The organism is Drouetiella sp. (assembly GCF_059504425.1).
The window spans coordinates 105,002-123,670 of the sequence record NZ_JCACIN010000110.1; the positions used below are offsets into that span (position 1 = coordinate 105,002).

General features: G+C 52.5%; 17 protein-coding genes and 1 tRNA gene. 6 read left to right on the forward strand and 12 right to left on the reverse strand.

What is annotated here, in order from left to right:
* Positions 1-124: 124 nt before the first annotated feature.
* From AC5JMP_RS24760 to AC5JMP_RS24785, 6 genes are all read right to left on the reverse strand, one after another.
* Complete coding sequence (locus AC5JMP_RS24760; protein ID WP_495854168.1) at positions 125-1,537, reverse strand: hypothetical protein; 1,413 nt, start codon at positions 1,535-1,537, stop codon at positions 125-127.
* Between the two features lie 230 nt (positions 1,538-1,767).
* Positions 1,768-2,055, reverse strand: coding sequence for a DUF5340 domain-containing protein (locus AC5JMP_RS24765; protein ID WP_495854169.1), 288 nt, complete (start codon positions 2,053-2,055; stop codon positions 1,768-1,770).
* A gap of 198 nt (positions 2,056-2,253) precedes the next feature.
* Complete coding sequence (gene trpC, locus AC5JMP_RS24770) at positions 2,254-3,138, reverse strand: indole-3-glycerol phosphate synthase TrpC (protein WP_495854189.1); 885 nt, start codon at positions 3,136-3,138, stop codon at positions 2,254-2,256.
* 136 nt (positions 3,139-3,274) lie between these two features.
* On the reverse strand, positions 3,275-4,708 hold the full coding sequence (lpdA, locus tag AC5JMP_RS24775) for a dihydrolipoyl dehydrogenase (protein ID WP_495854170.1): 1,434 nt from the start codon (positions 4,706-4,708) through the stop codon (positions 3,275-3,277).
* Between the two features lie 110 nt (positions 4,709-4,818).
* A complete protein-coding gene (locus AC5JMP_RS24780) occupies positions 4,819-5,610 on the reverse strand; it encodes a TrmH family RNA methyltransferase (RefSeq protein ID WP_495854171.1) in 792 nt (263 codons plus the stop codon).
* 206 nt (positions 5,611-5,816) lie between these two features.
* Positions 5,817-5,900 (reverse strand) — tRNA-Leu (locus AC5JMP_RS24785).
* Between the two features lie 359 nt (positions 5,901-6,259).
* On the opposite strand from AC5JMP_RS24785, the gene murA reads away from it, so the two are divergent.
* The gene (gene murA, locus AC5JMP_RS24790) at positions 6,260-7,651 is read left to right on the forward strand and encodes a UDP-N-acetylglucosamine 1-carboxyvinyltransferase (RefSeq protein WP_495854172.1); all 1,392 of its coding nucleotides are present in this window, start codon (positions 6,260-6,262) and stop codon (positions 7,649-7,651) included.
* An 88-nt stretch (positions 7,652-7,739) separates the two neighbouring features.
* Here the strand turns inward: murA and AC5JMP_RS24795 are convergent, their stop codons facing one another.
* The 3 genes from AC5JMP_RS24795 to AC5JMP_RS24805 all read right to left on the reverse strand — a co-directional run bounded on the left by AC5JMP_RS24795 (position 7,740) and on the right by AC5JMP_RS24805 (position 9,998).
* Entirely contained in the window at positions 7,740-8,249 is a 510-nt protein-coding gene (locus AC5JMP_RS24795) for a DUF192 domain-containing protein (RefSeq protein ID WP_495854173.1), read from the reverse strand.
* Between the two features lie 76 nt (positions 8,250-8,325).
* Positions 8,326-9,018, reverse strand: a complete 693-nt coding sequence (gene nblR, locus AC5JMP_RS24800; protein ID WP_495854174.1) for a response regulator transcription factor NblR — start codon at positions 9,016-9,018, stop codon at positions 8,326-8,328.
* Between the two features lie 62 nt (positions 9,019-9,080).
* Complete coding sequence (locus tag AC5JMP_RS24805) at positions 9,081-9,998, reverse strand: NAD(+) kinase (protein WP_495854175.1); 918 nt, start codon at positions 9,996-9,998, stop codon at positions 9,081-9,083.
* Between the two features lie 301 nt (positions 9,999-10,299).
* Between AC5JMP_RS24805 and AC5JMP_RS24810 the strand changes: the two genes are divergently transcribed.
* The 3 genes from AC5JMP_RS24810 (at position 10,300) to AC5JMP_RS24820 (ending at position 12,341) form a co-directional block, all read left to right on the forward strand.
* Positions 10,300-11,094 (forward strand): LmeA family phospholipid-binding protein, encoded by a 795-nt coding sequence (locus AC5JMP_RS24810; RefSeq protein ID WP_495854176.1) that lies wholly within the window; start codon positions 10,300-10,302, stop codon positions 11,092-11,094.
* A gap of 214 nt (positions 11,095-11,308) precedes the next feature.
* Positions 11,309-11,956, forward strand: a complete 648-nt coding sequence (locus AC5JMP_RS24815; protein ID WP_495854177.1) for a MotA/TolQ/ExbB proton channel family protein — start codon at positions 11,309-11,311, stop codon at positions 11,954-11,956.
* Positions 11,940-12,341 carry an ExbD/TolR family protein gene (locus tag AC5JMP_RS24820; protein ID WP_495854178.1) on the forward strand — a complete coding sequence of 134 codons (402 nt, stop codon included), beginning with the start codon at positions 11,940-11,942 and terminating at the stop codon, positions 12,339-12,341. Before AC5JMP_RS24815 ends, AC5JMP_RS24820 begins: the two co-directional genes overlap by 17 nt.
* Before the next feature lie 267 nt (positions 12,342-12,608).
* Here AC5JMP_RS24820 and AC5JMP_RS24825 read toward each other — a convergent pair whose 3' ends face one another.
* From AC5JMP_RS24825 to AC5JMP_RS24835, 3 genes are all read right to left on the reverse strand, one after another.
* Positions 12,609-12,806 (reverse strand): DUF2949 domain-containing protein, encoded by a 198-nt coding sequence (locus AC5JMP_RS24825; protein ID WP_495854179.1) that lies wholly within the window; start codon positions 12,804-12,806, stop codon positions 12,609-12,611.
* A 532-nt stretch (positions 12,807-13,338) separates the two neighbouring features.
* Positions 13,339-15,096 (reverse strand): glycosyltransferase family 39 protein, encoded by a 1,758-nt coding sequence (locus AC5JMP_RS24830; RefSeq protein WP_495854180.1) that lies wholly within the window; start codon positions 15,094-15,096, stop codon positions 13,339-13,341.
* 8 nt (positions 15,097-15,104) lie between these two features.
* Complete coding sequence (locus AC5JMP_RS24835) at positions 15,105-17,573, reverse strand: ATP-dependent helicase (RefSeq protein WP_495854181.1); 2,469 nt, start codon at positions 17,571-17,573, stop codon at positions 15,105-15,107.
* 158 nt (positions 17,574-17,731) lie between these two features.
* Between AC5JMP_RS24835 and AC5JMP_RS24840 the strand changes: the two genes are divergently transcribed.
* Both AC5JMP_RS24840 and pirA read left to right on the forward strand, forming a co-directional pair.
* Positions 17,732-17,911, forward strand: coding sequence for a hypothetical protein (locus AC5JMP_RS24840; protein WP_495854182.1), 180 nt, complete (start codon positions 17,732-17,734; stop codon positions 17,909-17,911).
* A gap of 162 nt (positions 17,912-18,073) precedes the next feature.
* Positions 18,074-18,229: an arginine synthesis PII-interacting regulator PirA gene (gene pirA, locus AC5JMP_RS24845; RefSeq protein WP_495854183.1), complete on the forward strand. Its 156-nt coding sequence runs from the start codon at positions 18,074-18,076 to the stop codon at positions 18,227-18,229.
* The last annotated feature ends 440 nt before the right edge of the window (positions 18,230-18,669 follow it).

Consider the following 18,669-nt stretch of genomic DNA (forward strand, 5'->3'; position numbering starts at 1 on the left):
TTAGCCCAACTTTCTATCGACACGAATTCTGTTGACACAAATTCTATCGACCCAGACCAGGATGATACAACTTATTGCGATCGTGTTGGCTTTTTAGCGATCTGTAACTTTTGAGCGCAGCAAACTACTTGGTCTGATCTCTCGATTGGGCACGCCGCCGCACCAGGAAATTAGGCAACTCAACAGTGCCCAAGCGCGGCAGAGGAAAGGCGATCGGCTCCAAATGTTCGGGCGGCATGGCGGGCTGAATGGTTTGGATGGCTGTCAGCAGTTCAGCAAGCACGAGATGGGCTTCATGAGATTCGTGAGGGGAGCCTTCAATGTCGATCGCCAGATCTGACAGGGCATGTTCCACTAAATCCCGAATATGAACGATTTGCCGCTGGCTGGTGGCATGGCGATCGCGCCAGTACTGAATCGCCGTTTCATGCTCTGTCACCTGCTGCGCCTGCTGAAGAATTTGTTCCTGCATCTCAGCAACCTGCTGTTCTAGCGCCAATTCACGGGTTTGCCACACTTGGCGATCGTCCTCCATTTCCTGGTGGCTTTGCTGCAATCGGGTATGCTGAATTGCCTGTTGAGCCAACTGCTCTTGCAGGGTCTCTATCTGCCGCAAAGTGTGAGTCGAATCTTGCAGGGCATCTGGCTCGGAGACGGCGCGACGCAGGGCACGAGTGTGGCGTTCTTCTAGCACCACATGAGTTTGTTCAATCTGCGCTTCGAGTTGGGCAAGGCTCGATCGGTACTGGCGGAGGCTGGCGGAAAGCTCACGGATCTGCTGCTGCGAGGCTTCGAGCTGTCCCTGTAGGCTGGCGGTTGCCGTGCGGGAAGCCAGAATTTCTGCCTCCATTTCTAACATACGCTGGTGCCGAACCTCTAATGCCGTCTGCAAGTCTTGCACCTGCTTTCCCATGCGATTGCGGTGGGTTTGAGCCTCCTGCTGATCTTGAGAGATTTTCAACCGCAGATGCTCAACTTCTTGCTGTTGAGTCTGGGTCATAGCTTCGATTGTCGTTAGCAATTCTTGAATTGCCTGGTCGCGCTGCTGAGTCTCTAGAATCTGAGCCTCTAATGCCTGCTGCTGCTCACCCATTTGCAGCTTGAGACGAGCGATCGCCTGTTGCTGCACAGAGGCATAATCTTCTGTGGCAGCAAGCTGTGCTTCCAAAATTGCCTGGTCTTGTAGCTTTAGACGCAGTTCCTCCAGATAAGCCAGGGCTTGATCGAGAGCCTGCTCTAAGTGAAAAATTCTTGAAACTTTCTCTTTGTCAAGCGCCTGAGCTTGGGATAGTTCCTCCAGCAGGGTTTGATAGTCGGCAGGGGTGAGCGCCAGCTCTAGGCAAGGGTCGATCGCAGGGGGGAAAAGTAGGGGATTGGAGTCCACCCAGTTCGATTGAGCCAGGGAAGTCTGAGCCAGCTCTGCTGAAACTAGCTCGATCGCAGTCAAATCTGTCTGGGCGATCTCTATCTGGGCGATCTCCGGGTGGACTATTTCTGCCTGGACTAAATTTGCCTGAGATGAATCCAACTGAGACACTCAGAACCTCCCACAAAACCAACGAGATAATTTAGACCCTATTGCCCCAGGAGCATTCAGCGCCACTGTAGCGCTCTAGACCGCTGCTTCAGAATTGATGCCGCCTCAGAATTGATGCCGCTTCAGAAGAATTGACATAGTTTAGCAGCAATTATTGATATGGCAATGGGCTGACCTAAAACAGAAATTCTTTAAGGAGCCTTTATTGTGCCCTTGAGAACACGATGTCCCTACTTGCCAGGATTAGCCATATCTGGCGCTTGAACAGGTGCAATAGACTCGACGTGATGGGGGGCAGCATGGTTTAGCGACCAGCGATAATCCACCGTAAGGTTGGCACGTTGACAGCTATCCTCTAGCTGCTTTTGCTGGGTTAACGCCTTGCGTAAGGTGCCAATTAGCTCATGAACCTGCTCTCGTTGAGGAGACTTATGCCCCACTGCGAACATTGTTTGCCGTTCTAGCAATTGCAGAAGTAGCTCGTAGTGAATATGGGACGGGAGAGGAATTGGATCCATGTAGCCTACGAGCGAAAGGGGATGATTTGATCTAGCTGACTCACAAGTCTAGATGATTCAATCTAAACATGAGTTTAGAGATACACCAAGCTTTTCGGGAAGTTCAACCGAAGTGTAGCAATTCTAAATTAGGAATTTCCCGCAGTGCGATCGCCTAACGCATACCTCTAGCCAGAAGGCAGGTCTAGCTGGGCAGGTTTACTTAGAGAACAGAGCAACGATCGCTTCTCCTGGATTAGGCTGCTTCACCAGCGACTCCCCAATCAGCACGGCTGTCGCGCCAGCCTGCTGTACCCGATGCAGATCTTCGGGGGTATGCAAGCCCGATTCGCTGACCGCCAGAATGCCGCGTTCTTGAAGCGTCTCGCCTCTAGCCGCTAGGAGATCGCAGGTGGTTTGCAAGTCTACCGAGAAATCTTCGAGATTGCGGTTGTTGATGCCCACGAGCGCCACGCCTTCTAATGCCAAGACGCGATCAAGTTCCTCTAGGGTATGCACTTCAATCAACGCTGCCATGCCTAGCGCTTTAGCAATTTTGAGGAAGTACTGCAAATCTTTATCCGGCAAGATGGCGGCAATCAACAAGACGGCATCTGCACCATGAATCCTGGCTAGATAGATTTGGTAGGGATAAACTAAGAAGTCTTTGCACAGCAGCGGCGTATCGACTGCTGCCCGTACTCGCCGCAGATTCTCAAAGCTGCCTTGAAAGAATTTTACGTCCGTCAGCACAGAGATACAGGCAGCTCCCGCCTGGGCGTAGGACTGGGCGATCGCCACGGCATCAAAGTCGGCTCGAATCACGCCTTTGCTGGGTGAGGCTTTTTTGACCTCGGCAATTAGCGCAGGCTGAGTTTTTCCTTGACGCAGCGCCGCAACAAAATCCCGTGTCGGCGGGGCATCCTGCACCTGTTTTTGCAGATCCGCTAGCGGCTGCCGCTCCCGCATTTGATCCACTTCGACTTCTTTTTGCCAGACAATTTCCTCCAAAATGTGGCGAGGTTTGGCATCGGGCACATTTGCCTGATAGCGCAAGTATTCAACGGCGATGGCACGGTTAGGAGAGCGGCGACGGATTTCCATGGGTTGATGAAGCAGATGGGGAAGGGATGGATGGGGGAGGGGTGGATGGGGGAGGGGTGGATGGGGGAGTTTAAGTGCCATATCAAATTTGATATTCACTCTCACATACCCCTTTACCCATCTACCCATTTCCCCCTCAATGAGTGCCGATCGCCCGTTTGTAAGCCTCATCCAGCACTTCTGAAAGGGTGGGGTGAGTGTGAACAAAGTAGGCAAGTTCCTGAACAGAACGGCGTTCGGCGATCGCATTGGCTGCTTCCTGAATCAAATCGGCGGCATGTAGACCAATGATGTGAACTCCCAAAACTTCGCCCGTGTCCTTGCGGTAAATTACCTTTGCCAGTCCGTCAGTTTCTCCTTCGGCGATCGCTTTAGCATTGCCTTTGAAGTAGGAGCGCACCGTAGCGACCTCAAAGCCTTCAGTTTTGGATAGTTCGACGGCGGCAGGTTCAGTCAAACCGACAAAGCTCACTTCAGGATGGGTGAATGCTGCGGCAGGAATGCTGCGGTAGTCCATTTGGCGCGGGCGACCGCAGATGGTTTCGATCGTCGCCACGCCTTGGGCTGAGGCAGCATGAGCCAGCATCATTTTGCCTGTGGCATCGCCGATCGCCCATAGATGCGGCACAGCTTCACCCTCGATCAGCACCGCCATTTCATCATTGACGGGAATAAAGCCCCGGCGATCGAGTGCTGCCCCAACCGACTCTAAGCCCAAATCCTGAGTTGCCGGAATCCGCCCTGTGGCGATCAGGCAAGCATCGACTTCCAGGACTTCCACAATTTCTTTGGTCTTGGCATCGGCAAGCTCAATGACTACTGGAGAACCAGGCGTAACGGTTTTTGCCAGCAAACCCGATCGCGTTTCGATGTCACGAGGAGCAATCAAAATCCGCTGTGCCAGTTTGGCAATATCGGGGTCAAAACCGGGCATGAGCTGATCTAATGCCTCGATAATCGTGACTTCACAACCCAACGCCGTGTAGACATCGGCAAACTCTAGCCCGATGTAGCCGCTACCGACGATCGCGATCCAGTTAGGCAAGGACTCTAGCTTAATAGCATCGTCGCTGGTAAACACGGTTTTACCGTCGATTTTGGCACCGGGCGGCACAAAGGGAATCGAACCCGGAGCTAGGATAATATCCTGTGCTGTAATGGTTTTTTCGCCCTCTGGAGTGGCAATGCTGAGTTTTTGCGCACCCGCCAGCTTGGCTCTGCCCTGAATAATATCCACGCCGATGCGCTTGAGGCTGCCAATTAAGCCTTCTCGCTGTTTTGTAACAATGCCTGCCGCATGATCGGCGATCGCCTGTCGCTCAAACGCCACGTTCCCCACCTGAATGCCCAACGCCTTAAGGTGGTCGGCATCGCGCAGCTCTCGCACACGCCCCGAAGCCGCCAGCAGCGCCTTAGAGGGAATACAGCCTCGATTGACGCAGGTGCCGCCCATGGTGCCAGCTTCCACGATCGCCGTCTTCAGCCCACAGCTCACGGCATGGAGCGCCGCCCCATGTCCGCCCACGCCAGCACCCACAATCACCAGGTCGTAGTCCATTCCGTGCGTCACTTCAGTCTCCCTCTCGGTAATTGTCTAGTTCAATTCTCAACGGTCAGCGGAGATTAGACAACTCTTGAAGAAATTTTGTCGTCAAGTCTTCACCCTAACCTATCCCAAATCTACAGTCCTCTCTCCTGCCGCTGCCGTTTTGCTTCATAGAGCATCAGCGCTGAGGCGATCGCCACATTCAGCGACTCGACCCCCGCCGCCAGGGGAATCTTGACAGCAACATCGGCGAGTTCTGCCAGCTCTGAAGATAATCCGGCTCCCTCGTTGCCCATCAAAATCAGCGTTGGGCGAGTCAGGTCAACCTCCCAGTAGGTGAGCGTAGCCGTGGGCAAAGTCGCAACCACCTGCACCCCCAGAGCGCGGAACTGCCTCACGTCTGCGCCCAAGTCAGCACTCACGCCCATGGGCAAACGAAACCACTGTCCGGCAGAGGCGCGCAGCACCTTGGGACTCTCTAAATCAACGCTGTCGTCGCTCAGCCACAGACCTTCTGCCCCAACCGCTGCTGCCGTCCGAATCACAGTGCCTAGATTACCGGGATCTTGTATGTTTTCCAGGGCAAGCCCCAGGTGCAGCGTATCGACAATAGGCAGATTGAGCGAGACGTGCTCCGCTGTAGCGACCACCCCGTCAGGCTGCACGGTGGTGGCGATCGCTGCCAACACCTCTGGAGTCACGACTTCTGTACGCTGCGATCGCTGTATTACCTGCTCCCAGAGTGCCGGATGCTGTGCCTGCCAGGTGGGAGTACAGCACACCGTCACGAGAGGATAGCTGACGGCACAGGCTTCTTCCAGGAGATGCGTTCCCTCTAGCAAAAAGATCTGCTGTTCCTGCCGCTCTTTGGCACGGTGCAGCTTTCGCATTTGTTTAATCAGAGGATTCTGAAGGCTAGTCAACATAGGAAAATAGCGGGTATTAATATTTCGTTCATTAATATTTCGTTATGTGTCAAGCATCTACTGATTAAGTATCTTGAAGTATCGGCTGCCGACAGGGGTTTGAGAGTAAAGTCTCGAACCGCGATCGCCTTAAAAAACAGCTCTAGGCAAGATTGACACTGCCTAGAGCTATTTTAGAGTTGACCTCAAGGGGTAGCCTCAAATAATGCGGAACCCGGGACTTGAACCCGGAAGTCTTTGCAAACACTAGAACCTGAATCTAGCGCGTCTACCAATTCCGCCAGTTCCGCAACTGGAAACCTAAATTCGCTTTGGAGCCATTCCTGAAGCAATATGCTCTAAAACAATATTTAGACTGCGACTTACTATCATCCGTTAACTAATGCAGTTCGTCAACCGAATAAAAAATCTTTTTACTCTAGATTCAGTCTGAATTTCCTGATTTCCTGGCAATGTGCGCTGGATTCTTTGACAATGCACAAAGTGATGCCTAAAGATTTTTTAGCCAATTCAAATCTTTTCGGTAGAATCAATACCAAATTATTTATGAAGTAATTTTGTGAGTCTAACGGGCTATCGTATCGGTAGATAGCTAAAGCTTCGGTTTAGCCAAAGCTTAAGTTCAGTCAAATTCAACGTCCGATCATTCTTGGAGGATAGAGCCATTACAGTCTCTCTCAGCATATCAACCCCCCTTTCCTTACCTGAAGACGAAAAAACTGTGCTTCAAGTATGGGGACGAAACTCTCTGTCTGGACAGGTCAAAATCAGCGGTGCCAAAAACTCGGCTTTGGTAATCATGGCTGGGTCGTTGCTCTGCGATGGGGACTGTTTGCTCCATAACGTTCCCTCAATGGTTGACGTGAGCCGTATGGCTGAGCTTTTGTCCGCTTTGGGCATCCAGCTTAAGCGCGAAGGTGAAGTCTTAGAGGTCAATGCCCGACACATTGCCCAATCGAGAGCGCCCTACGAGCTAGTGAGCCAGATGCGCGCCAGCTTTTTTGTGATTGGGCCTTTGCTCGCTCGTTTGGGTGAAGCTCGTGTGCCGTTGCCGGGAGGCTGTGCGATCGGTGCTAGACCCGTTGACCTGCATGTCCGGGGTTTGCAATCTCTAGGCGCAGAAGTGCAGTTTGAGCATGGCACGGTTTATGCCTACGTTCCAGGGAATAAGCGCCGCTTGCAAGGGGCAAAGATCTATTTGGATGTGCCCAGCGTGGGCGCAACGGAAACCCTGATGATGGCGGCAACGCTGGCAGAAGGTGAAACTATCCTGGAAAATGCGGCTCAAGAGCCAGAAGTCGTCGATTTGGCGAATTTCTGTCGGGCAATGGGGGCGCAAATTCAAGGAGCGGGCACCAACCGGATTGTGATTACAGGGGTGGATAGCTTGCACTCGGTAGAGTACAGCATTATCCCCGATCGGATTGAGGCTGGCACGTTTCTGGTGGCAGGAGCCATGACCCACTCAGAAATCAGCCTTTTCCCGGTCGTGCCTGCACACCTGACTCCGGTGATTGCCAAGCTAAAGGCTATTGGCGTGAATGTGGCGATCGACGGGGCAAACACCGTGCGCCTGATTCCATCCCGTACCCTTAGCGCTACCGATCTCAAAACTCTGCCCTATCCCGGTTTCCCAACCGATATGCAGGCACAGTTTATGGCGCTTCTTACACTCTGCGAAGGCAATAGCGTCATCACAGAGACTCTGTTTGAGAACCGTCTGCGCCATGTGGCAGAGCTAAACCGCATGGGAGCCGATATCCGCGTTAACGGCAATATTGCCATTGTGCAGGGAGTTTCCAAGCTTTCGGGTGCGCCTGTATTGGCCACCGATCTGCGGGCTTCGGCAGCTCTGGTGGTGGCGGCTCTGGCGGCAGATGGCATGACTAGCATCCAGGGATTGCATCACCTCGATCGCGGCTATGACAATCTGGATGGCAAGCTGAAAGGATTGGGTGCAAACTTGCAGCGCGTCAGAGAAGATTCAGCTGAGTCTTTGCCTTCCTCTCCAGCAGCTGTACCTCCCGTAGTTGCGTCATAGGCATCAACCTCTGGATAAAATTTGCGCCTTCTCAGTGGAGTCATTGGAGAAGGCGCAAATTTTTTGTCAAGCTGTGGGTCAAGCCTAATTACAGGAACTGAATGGTGACGCGATCGCCCACCTTTAACCCTAATTCTGCTGCCCTACCGCTGCGTAGCTCTATCACCTGATCAATTTCTGTCCAGGGCCCATAGGTAGGGCAAGGTTTTCTGGTGCAAGAGGGTACGTTTGCTGCAATGTCCTTCACCTCGCCCTGATAGAGAAATACCATATCCAGTGGGGAGGGCGTGTTCTCCATCCAGAAGCGCACCTGCCGGGGCGGATTAAAGGCAAACAACATGCCGCGATCGTCTGGCAAAGGGGGACGATACATTAGCCCCATTTGTTGCTGCTCGGCAGTCTGCGCGACCTCAAGTTGAATGGTCTGACCTGCCATTTGCGCCTGAGCTGTGATGGGCAGCATTTGTCCTCCATTGGCGCTTGAGGAAGTGGAGGGTGAGGGAGTAGGAGATTGAGAGATAACGGGAGAAGGAGAACAGCTTAAGAGCAGCACAGCCAGCCCTAGCCCGATCGATTTTTCTAAAAATAAATAGCCCATGGAAAATTTACGCTGATGAGGATGCCGATCAGAACAAAGAATAGGGCGTAATTGACCGACGTTAGGTTCCGCAGGCCTAAGTCTCTCGCATGACATAGCCAACGCCACGCACAGTCTGAATGAGCCGTTTCTCACTTTCATCTTCGATTTTGAGGCGGAGATAGCGGACATAGACCTCAATCACGTTAGATTCCCCGACGAATTCGTAACCCCAGACATTTTCCAAAATCTGTTCACGGGTCAGCACTTCGCGGGGATGCTCCATCAAATATTTCAGCAGCTCAAATTCCTTCATGGTGAGATCGATGACACGATCGCCCCGTAAGGCTCGACGGGTTGCCAAATCTAGCACCAGGTCGCCAAACCGCAGCTGTTCGCTGCTGGGCGCATCAGACTGAAGATACAGCCGCACCAGTCTCAAGAACTCATCGCTGCGATAAGGCTTGAGAAAATAGTCGTCGGCTCCGGCCTGTAAGCACGCCGCCCGATCTTCCACCGCGTCCCGCGACATCAACAGCAGCACAGGCATTTGCGCCCCATTTTGCCGGAGATGATTGCAGAGAGACAGCCCCGACTCTCCAGCCAACATACGATCGATCACCACCAGCGACGGCTGAAACTCTTTGACTTGCCGCAGTCCAGTTGCCGCATCGTGAGCGATCGCCGTTTCGTAACCTGATTCTTGCAGATCAGCCCTGACATGCTGAGCCAAAACTTCGTCCGTTTCAATCAGCAAAACGCGCGGGTTAGGGTCTAGGGGAGGAGCCATAGCAGAAAAGGATGAAGGGCATCTGAGAAAGCTAATCGTAGAGAGAGTCGGAAGAATAGAGCCTAAGGCAGCTCAACGGAGGAGGGCTTTGCGACGTGGGGCAGCCCCCAGCCCAATTTCTCCCGTAAAACATGGAAGAACTCATTGGGACGCAGACGAATGAAGCGAGCAGAGTAGGGCGATCGCAGCATTCGTACCCGATCTTCAGGCAAGACAGAGCATCCGGCATTGCCATCCACCACTAGCACCAAGGGATTAGAATTTGCCGGGTAGATGGTGACAGGCTCAGTATCGGCAAACACGAGCGCTCTGGATGCTAAAGAATGTGGGCAAATCGGCACAAGCTGAAGCGCCGCAACGCCCGGAGCGACCACAGGCCCACCTGCCGAGAGCGAGTAAGCCGTGGAGCCAGTCGGGGTCGAGATGATCACGCCATCTGCCGCAATATCGACCGGAGCGTGGCTGCCTAACTCAATCTCGAAATGGCACATACTGGTCAGCGGCTCCCGATGCAGCACCATTTCATTCAGACAGAGGGCTTCCCAGACCAGCGATTCATCCCGCCAGACCTGCACCGAGAGCATGGCTCGTTCTTCCACGACATACTTGTTGTCTAGGAGCGCGTCGATCGCCTGGGGCAATTGATTCACGTAAGCCTCGGTCAGGAAGCCCATGTGCCCAGTATTGACCGTCAGCAGCGGTATGCCGCAGGGGGCAACCTGGCGGAATGCGGACAGCACGGTGCCATCGCCCCCCAGCACAATGCCAAACTCCATGTCTCGATCGAAACCGGGCGGAGCCAGTCGATCGATCGGCGTATGGCAAATGGGACGACCCACCTTGGAAAAGCCTAAAATTCCGCCGATGCCTGAAGCAAGGCAAACTTCCCAGCCACGGGCAGCTAGCTTGTCCTGCAATTCTTGCGCGATGCGACAAGCGATCGGCTTAACATCGTTGTAAATAATCCCAGCTTTGGGCACGCTTGGTAGTCCAGAAGGGTAGAAAATTAGAAAGCCTTGCAACTCAGCTGGGCTAAGCCAATTAGGTTAGGCAAGCCAAGCCAGTCGGATAAAGCCCAATCTTAGGTCGCGCTTTTTATATAGATTAGCGCGGAGCGCACCCAACGATACTGAATTCTTGCGTTAGACTCTCAGAGAGCCTTTACAAAACTTATTTTGTCTTTGCTAAAAGCAACTCCTATTGTCGGAACCAGTTACATTTTGTTACAAGTAGTAAGCTGGTGATAGAGAGAACGCAGACCTGCCGTAAACGAGTAACTGTATGTTTAGTGGTTTCTTAGGCTCCAAAAGCCAACCCGGTACAGATTTTGGGGAGCGGATGCTGAATGCGGTCGCTACGCAATCTCTCCGCCATTTGTTTACGCAAAGTGAGTTTATTGAAGTTGCGGTACGTTGCTACCCCTCTAGCAAGTTGCTACAGGGCAGCATTGATAGCTTCAAGATGAACGGTCGGGGGCTAACCATCCGCCGTCAGTTTGAGGTTGAGGAAATGTCGTTTGAGACGGATGCTGTGGCGATCGACTATGCCTCGGTCTTGGGGGGCAAGCTGCGGCTGAAGCAGACGACTCAAGCCGTGGCGCGAGTTGTGCTGTCTGAAGCGGCCATCAATCGTGCCTTCACCGCCGATCTGGTGAAACAGCATCTGCAAAAGGTCGATCGCCCTGAGCTGACGAACCTTTCGGGTGGCGAACCGATCTCGTTCCGGGCGGTGAACATTCAGCTTTTGCCCGACAACCAGGTTGCCATTTCTGCCGAGACGGATCTGCCCAATCGCAAAGATGTGCCGATTCGCCTAACTGCCGCTCTGGAGATTGAGAAGCGTCGCCGTGTGGGCTTCAAGAATCCCCAATTTGATGCGGCTTCGGTGCCTGAAGATATGCGCGGTCTTTCGGAAACCCTGTCTGCTGCCTTCGCCCAAATTCTCGACAGTATGGTTGATCTCGATCGCTTCGATCTAGATGGTGTGATGCTGCGGCTCAACCGACTGGAAACCGAGGGCGATCGCCTCATCTTCAGCGGCTATGCCCAAATCGAGCATTTTCCAGGAAACGGCTGAGATTCAACCCAATCTGGCTATGGTTGCCGATCGTCTACTCAGGTATGCTGAGACAGGTATGCTGAGACAGGTATGCTGAGACAGGTATGCTGAGACAGGTATGCTGAGACATAACACGCTGAGACAAGTGCGCTGAGACAAGTGCGCTGAGACAAGTGCGCTAAGAGCAGGGGCATTCTCAGCAGTCGTCAGGGCTTGTAGCTAAAGGAGAGCCATGCCGATCGGTAATATTTTTGTGCTAGGCGGAGTCGTGATGATTCCCCTCCTTGGACTTTCTGTTTTGGCAGTAGCCCTAATTTTGGAGCGGAGTCTGTTTTGGTGGAAGATCGTCCGTCGGCAGGACAAAATTGTGCGCGATGTCCTAGGGCTATACCGTCGCAGCGCCAAGGCGGCAATACAAAAGCTGGAGCAAAATACTAATTTGCCGATCGCCCGGATCTTTTTGGCGGCGCTGGAGCTAGAGCAAGCCAACTCAGAAGAATTTCGGCTGGCACTCGAAAGCGCGGCACAGGCAGAATTACCTCTGCTCAAGCGATTCAATACGGTATTTGATACTGTCATTAGCCTTTCGCCTTTGCTGGGTCTGCTGGGCACCGTCTTAGGGCTGATCAGCTCTTTCGCATCACTCAAGATCGGCGATGTGGGAGGCACTTCCACATCAAACGTGACGGCAGGCATTAGCGAGGCTCTGATTTCCACTGCTTCAGGATTGGTGGTTGCCATTTTCACACTGCTATTTGCCAACGTGTTTCGCGGACTGTACCTGCGGCAAACGGCTTTGATTCAAGAATATGGCGGACAGCTAGAGTTAATCTATCGTCGCCGCTATGAGCGCGGAGTGCCCCATGCGTCTGCCCAGTGAGCCAGAACCGCCTTACCAGATCAATATCGTGCCGATGATCGATGTCATCTTCGCGATTCTGACTTTTTTCATTATGTCTACTCTTTATTTGGCGCAATCGCAGGGTCTACCCGTCAATTTGCCCGGAGCCAATACTGCCGAAAATCAGACTCAGAATCCAGCGGTAGTGACAATTGATGCGATCGGTAATCTTGCCTTTAATCGCCAGCCCATGACGCTTGATGTTTTAGAAGCTCAGGTGCGTGCCTTGGCACTCTCAGGTCAGCAGCCTTTGGTGGTAATTGACGCTGACAAGGCTGTGACGCATGGCAAGGTGGTCGAAGTCATGGATCGGCTGCGATCGATCGATGGCGTGAGATTGGCGATCGGGACTAAACGCCCTTAAAAACAGACGCCCTTAAACCCAGAAGAGCGAGTCTTGTGACCCGCTCTTCTATCCAGAATTTATTCAACTGTTTTCGCTCTAGCCTATTTTGTTTTAGGGTATTTCTCTGATTTAGCACTGAGGCGACAAAGCGCTGAATGCTCACCATAGCTTTACTCTTGATAACTTTACTACTGCTAAAGGGCAGCTTTGAAGAACCTCTACAGGCTTGACTCATCCATTCAGTTTGACTCGCCACAGGTCTACGCTGTAGGCAAAAAGCAAAGATTAAGGTTGAGAGGTTTCTAACCAGTCGAAGATGCGATCGAGCTGTTCCAACGTCACCAAGCCATACTGCCAGAGAATCATGGGCAAGGGACCTGGGTCTTGCTCTCGATGCTTTAGAGCCATCGAAATAGAAGAGGACGACAGCGCCAAATCTTCTTGTAAAAATCGAATGAAACGAGAATAAGTTGTGGGTGTCATATTTACATTTACCTTTCCTGAACAAAGCTTTCCTCAAAAGCCATAAGATTTGAAACCAACGATACTGACTGGAGCCAAGATTCAAACGCTAGATCGACCAGTCTTGTATCTGTCATACTCCATTTGCCTATTAACAAAGGATTAAACAAAGAACCTAGATATTTAGAACCAAGGATAGATTAAATATTGAGAACTGACTTAAATCTTCCGAAGGAACACGCTAGTTTTTTACGGAATCTATGAAAGTGAAAGTCGGAAGATCCGTAGATTCCGAAGCTTGTAGGCTGATCTGAGTCTTATGCTGCATTCGAGGGCGATCGCCCTCAAACTTTTGCCTCCTGATTAAACTGACGCATTTACTGACCTACTTAGGAAAGCAAGGTTAGCAAATTCTCACGCATCTTAACAGGCGTAATGTCAAGAAGTTCATGCGAACTATGGTAATTTTTGTAAAGCGAAGCCAACCCTCAAGCGAGTCAAACGCCCACAGGTCGCTAGGCAGACAAAATTTGCATATTGTCCTGAAATCGAATCATTTGGGCAAACACCGAAATAGCTGATAGGGAAAGCCAATGCGATGGTAGCCCTCTAAGTCAATCGCACATGAAATTTTCGCTCGACGCTGAGGATGTTCCGGATCAAAAATTCGTAATCGCTCAGGATAATCTTTGCTTCGCATTCCGGGAGAGGCAACCACCCAGAGGTTAAGCGGCAAAGGCAAAGGCTGTCGTAATTTAGCCAAGGTTTTCCAGACCTGTTGATATCCTTGAGTTTTGTCAATAAATGCAATCTGCACCCTGTCTTCCGGCTGAGGATAAAGGTGCTGCAACTCCAGTGCAAAGCTTAGCCCTAGCGCTACTTCCTGAAGCGAGCTATAGGCCACCCCGATCGCGATTGGCAAACCTGGCTGGGCAATATTTTTTGCCACGCGATCGGGGGCATAGGACTTGAGAAACGCCCCGCCATTCACCACAAGCAGGCTGCTGAGTAGTCCTGCCAGCAAGACGATCGCTCCAGTACGAGTAAGCCCCGATCGGGCTAGGCTGGATCGGGCTGGGCTGGATCGGGCTGGGCTAGATCTGGCTAGGTTAGATTGAGCTAGGCAAGCGCCCGCCAATGCACAAACGCCGGGGTAGTAAACAAAGTTGTAGCGAGGCACTACCGTAATGTCTTTATTGAGAATATAGGCGATCGCCAAAAACTCAGTGATGACGCAAAGCGTGAAGCCTAGGAGCAGGATGACTGCCGGGTTGCCTGAACTCCAGAGCTGCCGAAAGCCGAGATAGAGCTGCCGCCCCAGCCAAATCACGAATGCCAACGTCAGCACAGTTGAGAGAATGACGATCGGCTGAGGCTGTCGCTCGACTGGAAGGGCAATAAACATCAGCGTCCAGCCCACCAGCGTTTGATACAGCGGAGCCAGTCGATCGAGCCAGTCGGGATTATAGGGAATCAGCCAATCGGTTTCAGGGCGGCGGATGTGGCTGAGCATGGTCGGCAGCCAGGGCAAATATCCTAGAAAGATGCCAGTTAGGGAAAGGGCGATCGCTCCCCATTTGCGACGCGTCATAGGCAATCGCTGCCAGTAGATCCAGCTCAGTAGCGTCACGATTTGAGCGACGATCGCCAGGATAGAAAAGTAGTGAATATAAAGACTGAGAAGATTTAGCCCTGTCCAGCCCAGCCAAATTTCAGGACGCAAGCGAGGGTCTTCAAATCTGAGCAGATCTTGCTGAATTTGCAGGAGTCCCGCTAACGCCAGCGTAATCAGCAGCATAGGCAGCGTATAGTGCCGACCTTCCTGAGAGAGATAGACCGCAAACGGCGAAACTGCCATCAGCGCTGCTCCCATAACCCCTACCGCAGGGGAGAAAGCCAGACGATTGAGGTGATAGAGTGCGGCGATCGCCCCCGCGCCCAATAGAGCAGGCAGCGCCCGCATTGCCCAAATCCAGTGAGCCGCATCGGGCTTTAGCCAACCCAACCACTGGTACATCAAGCAAAAAAACAGCGGCGGATGAACAGATTCTGTCGCGACCGTCTGGGCGATTTGGGCGCAAGTTAAACCGGGCTGATAGGCAAAAAGAGAGTCGATCGCGCTGAGGGGCAAAAATTGGTTGAGGGGCAGATTGGCGGAGGAATGACCTGTCGTAAACAGCGCCGTCAGCACTTCATCTAGCCACAGCGGCTTGGTGTCGAGATGCCAAAATCGTAGCGTTAGCCCCAGTAGAAGGATAACCAGTAGGGCGATCGCCGGGACAAAAGATGGAGGCAGAGATTTCAGGCGCACTGGAGAACCTACGATTTTTTTCGCATCGATTGAGGGAATTGCTTCACTAGGGCTGGCAAAATTGGGCAGGGCAATTTCCCATCCAAATTATCGGGGTTGCTCCAGCTAAAGGGGGCTTTGTGAGCTGCCGACATCCACAGCAGCCGCTTGGCGCGAGTCATGGCGACATAGAGCAAGCGATATTCTTCAGCAATCTTCAGCCATTTTGCCCGTTCCCAGGCGATCGCAATATCGGGAATCGAGGACGGGTGCCCAGAGGATTGATGCCCAGAGGATTGATGGCCAGAGGATTGATGGCCAGAGGATTGGTGAATGCGGGCGCGAATTTGGGCGCGGGCGACCTCCGACAGGGTGAAGTCTCCCAAAAACTGCATTTGAGGCAGCACCCGCAAGTTTCCCGGCAGCATATGCTCGTGGAGAAACGGGATAAACACAAAATCCCAGTCCAGCCCTTTGGCTTTGTGCATGGTAATAATGGTGAGCTGCCGGGGGCGGATGTAGCGCTGCTCCGGATCATCTATCTCGACGGGTTCAAATCGCTCCGATCGCACAATTTCTTCCAGCACCTCTAGCACAGCCGTCATCGCGGGATTGCCTATTGTTTGCTGGATTAGGCGCTCAGCAAGCTTTTCGGCAGTTGCCAGCTCGGACTGGTCGTACTGTAAGGTCATCGCCAAAAAGGGAATGAGCTGATACTGTGGCAGTTCCAATCGGGCGCGGAGCAAACCTGTACAGTATCGTCGGGCTTGCAGCACAGGCTCAGATTGCGGCGGATCGATCGGGCTGGGGTAGAGAAATCGCTCTGGCATCACCACCAGCGTATTCAAATCTTGCGTAGGAATCAGGCGGCGATCGACCAGCGTTTGCAGGGCTGCCTTTAAATAGTCTGGCGAATGGGGGCGATCGAGAAATTGCAGCAGCGCCAGAATTTCTGCCGGAATGTGGGAATGGCGATCGCGCGCTCCCACGTCATAAATGTCGATGCCCAGCTGACCCAAATCTACATCCAGGCCATACAGCGCCGGATTTTGCAGCCGTTCGGCAATGTACCGCCCCTGGCGATTTTCCCGCACCAGTACGGCGGCTCTGGCTTCGGGATAGCGGGCAACCAGTTCGGCAATTCGTAGCCCAATTAAATTCACCGTCTGATGGACATCGGGCGGAAAGCGAATTTCTAGCCCCGCCCCCTCCGGCTCAGGATTGGCATCGGGCTGAGGATCGCCAGACGGTACGGCGTGAATGTACTGTGTCCGAAAAGGCAGCTCGTTTTCTGCCTGATACTTTTGGTTCACCCAATCCAGCAAAAAGTTTGCCGCCTCCGTAATCAGAAGGCTGCTGCGTCCGGCCTGATCCATCTCAGCTAAATTGCCTAGGCGATCGCACGCTTGGCAAAACTCGCGGAAAAACAGCGGATCGGCAGGCGTAAAGGTAGAGTTAATCGCCTGATTGGGGTCGCCGACGCGAATCAGGTTGAGCGACTGATGCGGATTAGTCGGATCTGCCGCCAAAATTTGCAGCAGCTGAGTTTGTAGCGGCGAAGAGTCCTGGGCTTCGTCTTCAAACACAGCACAGACCTGGGTTTGCCAATGCCGCCGGGTGGCTTCATCCTCCAGCACCCGCAGTGCCGCCAAAATCATGTCGTCATAGTCGATGAAGTTGCGCGATCGCAGCAAGACCTGATAGCGCTCATACAGACCAGAGGCGATCGCTAGCACATCATAGTCAGCGCCTTCAGACGCATACCTAACCGTGTCTCTGCCCATGTTCTGCAAGTCTTTTGGCAGCAGACCTGAGCTTTTGGCTTCGTGAATCACGGTGAACGCTAGGTCGGGCAGCACCTCTGTCCGCAAGACCGACTGTCGCCGCAAGCGCTCCGACTCTTCGCCATCAAATTGCTGTCCTTCAATTAGCTGTTGGTAGGTTTTGGGATGTGCCGAAATCCATTGCTCGACGCAGGTACGAATCAGGCGGCTGCTTTGATTGGGGGACACGAGGGTTGCCTGACTGAGATTTAACCCCGATAGCGTCGGGTGACGCGTGGCAATATTGAGCGCCAAGCCATGCAGCGTCGAGACGGCAAACCCTTGAGGAGCAAGCGCTAATTCTTTAAGGTACTGCCGCACCTTGCCCTTAAGGTTGGCGACGGCCGATCGCGTAAAGGTGACGAGAATCAGCTGTCCGGCAGGAAGAGGCTTTGCCTGTAGAAGCGCAGGATCTTGAGCCATGGCATCCTGAGATATCGCATTCTGGGACTCTACCTGAGACAGGTATCGCCTTGCCAGGAACAAAGCTGCCGCGATCGCCATCCCCGTTGATTTTCCTGACCCAGGTACGGCAGACACCGCCAGAGATCCACCTTGCCAGTCTGCCATGCGCTGCTGTCCGGGGCGCAGGCTCTGCCGCAGTCCATCAAAAATTTGTTCGCGGGAGTGAGGAACGGCTGACTCAAGAAATGCTGGCTCAGAAAACATAGGCATTGGCTGAAGTCTGTAGCTAAAGTCTGCGGCTTAAATCTGGGGCTAAAGTCTAAAACACCGTCAGTCCTAAATTCTAAAGGATTAATTCTGCTCCATGGGCTGTTTCAGCTGACCGATTTTGGCTGATAATGTTACAGCTCAGTTAGATCGCGATCGCCATGAGTTCTCAACAGCCCACCCAACCAGAAACGGATGAACCTCAGCCCATTCCCCAATTTGGCTGGAATTCTTACGCGGAGATCATCAACGGTCGCTTCGCCATGATTGGATTTGTGGCGCTACTTCTGTTAGAAGTTCTAACTCGCCAAAGTTTTTTAAGCTGGATAGGAATCCAATAGAAGAAGTACCTAAGAAGAGCGGCAAGAGGGCGATCGAGAAACTTCTGTATCTTGAGGCACAATTCTTCATTTAGTTTCGTATCTTTAACTACGGAATCTCTCATACATGTTATATTGAGAAGTAACGCCAGTAACACACCTATTCTCAAAGAGATGTCCATCATGAACAATAATCGTCAGCAAATTGTGATGAAAGCCGCTGAAGCTCACCGCGAAACCCTACGCAAGAATATCCAACGCCGTTTGGATGTCGCTCGTGTGAGAGGCGATGAAGCTCTGATTCGTCAGTTGGAAGCAGAAGCACAGTATATTGGCTAGAGCTTGGCTGAGGTTAGTTAGGGATATTTCTGCCTCGTTTGTGCGATCGGTGCTTAGAGCTAAGAAGCTGTCATATAGAGAAAAAGAGGCGCGGTTGCATCGCGCCTCTTTTTCTTTGTGCAGGAACCACTAAGGCGGCTAGGACGGGGACATTTAGGGTGGAGCGCGCCCCACCCTGAATATCTTCAGGATCGTGAATTAAATAACCTGTACAGCCGATCTGCTGTAGGGGCTTAGTAGGGGCTTAGCAATGCTAAGCCCCTACCCCAAGAATTACTGGCGACAGCCATACCACTTTAAATTGATGAGGAAATTAATGAGGCGGCAGATGATTTTCGAGAGCCGCGCGGAGCGCGGCTCTCGAAAATCATCTGCCCTGTTCGGGTCTTATAGCGCTACGCACATACGTTAGGACACTCTTTAAAGGCAGCATCAACGCA

Bases quoted from the DNA above. Each gene is read 5' to 3' on its own strand.
- AC5JMP_RS24815 (WP_495854177.1), top strand. From the start codon at position 11,309: ATGCCGATCGGTAATATTTTTGTGCTAGGCGGAGTCGTGATGATTCCC.
- nblR (WP_495854174.1), bottom strand. From the start codon at position 9,018: ATGGCTCCTCCCCTAGACCCTAACCCGCGCGTTTTGCTGATTGAAACG.
- pirA (WP_495854183.1), top strand. From the start codon at position 18,074: ATGAACAATAATCGTCAGCAAATTGTGATGAAAGCCGCTGAAGCTCAC.
- AC5JMP_RS24810 (WP_495854176.1), top strand. From the start codon at position 10,300: ATGTTTAGTGGTTTCTTAGGCTCCAAAAGCCAACCCGGTACAGATTTT.
- AC5JMP_RS24825 (WP_495854179.1), bottom strand. From the start codon at position 12,806: ATGACACCCACAACTTATTCTCGTTTCATTCGATTTTTACAAGAAGAT.
- AC5JMP_RS24780 (WP_495854171.1), bottom strand. From the start codon at position 5,610: ATGTTGACTAGCCTTCAGAATCCTCTGATTAAACAAATGCGAAAGCTG.
- AC5JMP_RS24795 (WP_495854173.1), bottom strand. From the start codon at position 8,249: ATGGGCTATTTATTTTTAGAAAAATCGATCGGGCTAGGGCTGGCTGTG.
- AC5JMP_RS24765 (WP_495854169.1), bottom strand. From the start codon at position 2,055: ATGGATCCAATTCCTCTCCCGTCCCATATTCACTACGAGCTACTTCTG.
- AC5JMP_RS24835 (WP_495854181.1), bottom strand. From the start codon at position 17,573: ATGCCTATGTTTTCTGAGCCAGCATTTCTTGAGTCAGCCGTTCCTCAC.
- trpC (WP_495854189.1), bottom strand. From the start codon at position 3,138: ATGGAAATCCGTCGCCGCTCTCCTAACCGTGCCATCGCCGTTGAATAC.
- AC5JMP_RS24820 (WP_495854178.1), top strand. From the start codon at position 11,940: ATGCGTCTGCCCAGTGAGCCAGAACCGCCTTACCAGATCAATATCGTG.
- AC5JMP_RS24840 (WP_495854182.1), top strand. From the start codon at position 17,732: ATGAGTTCTCAACAGCCCACCCAACCAGAAACGGATGAACCTCAGCCC.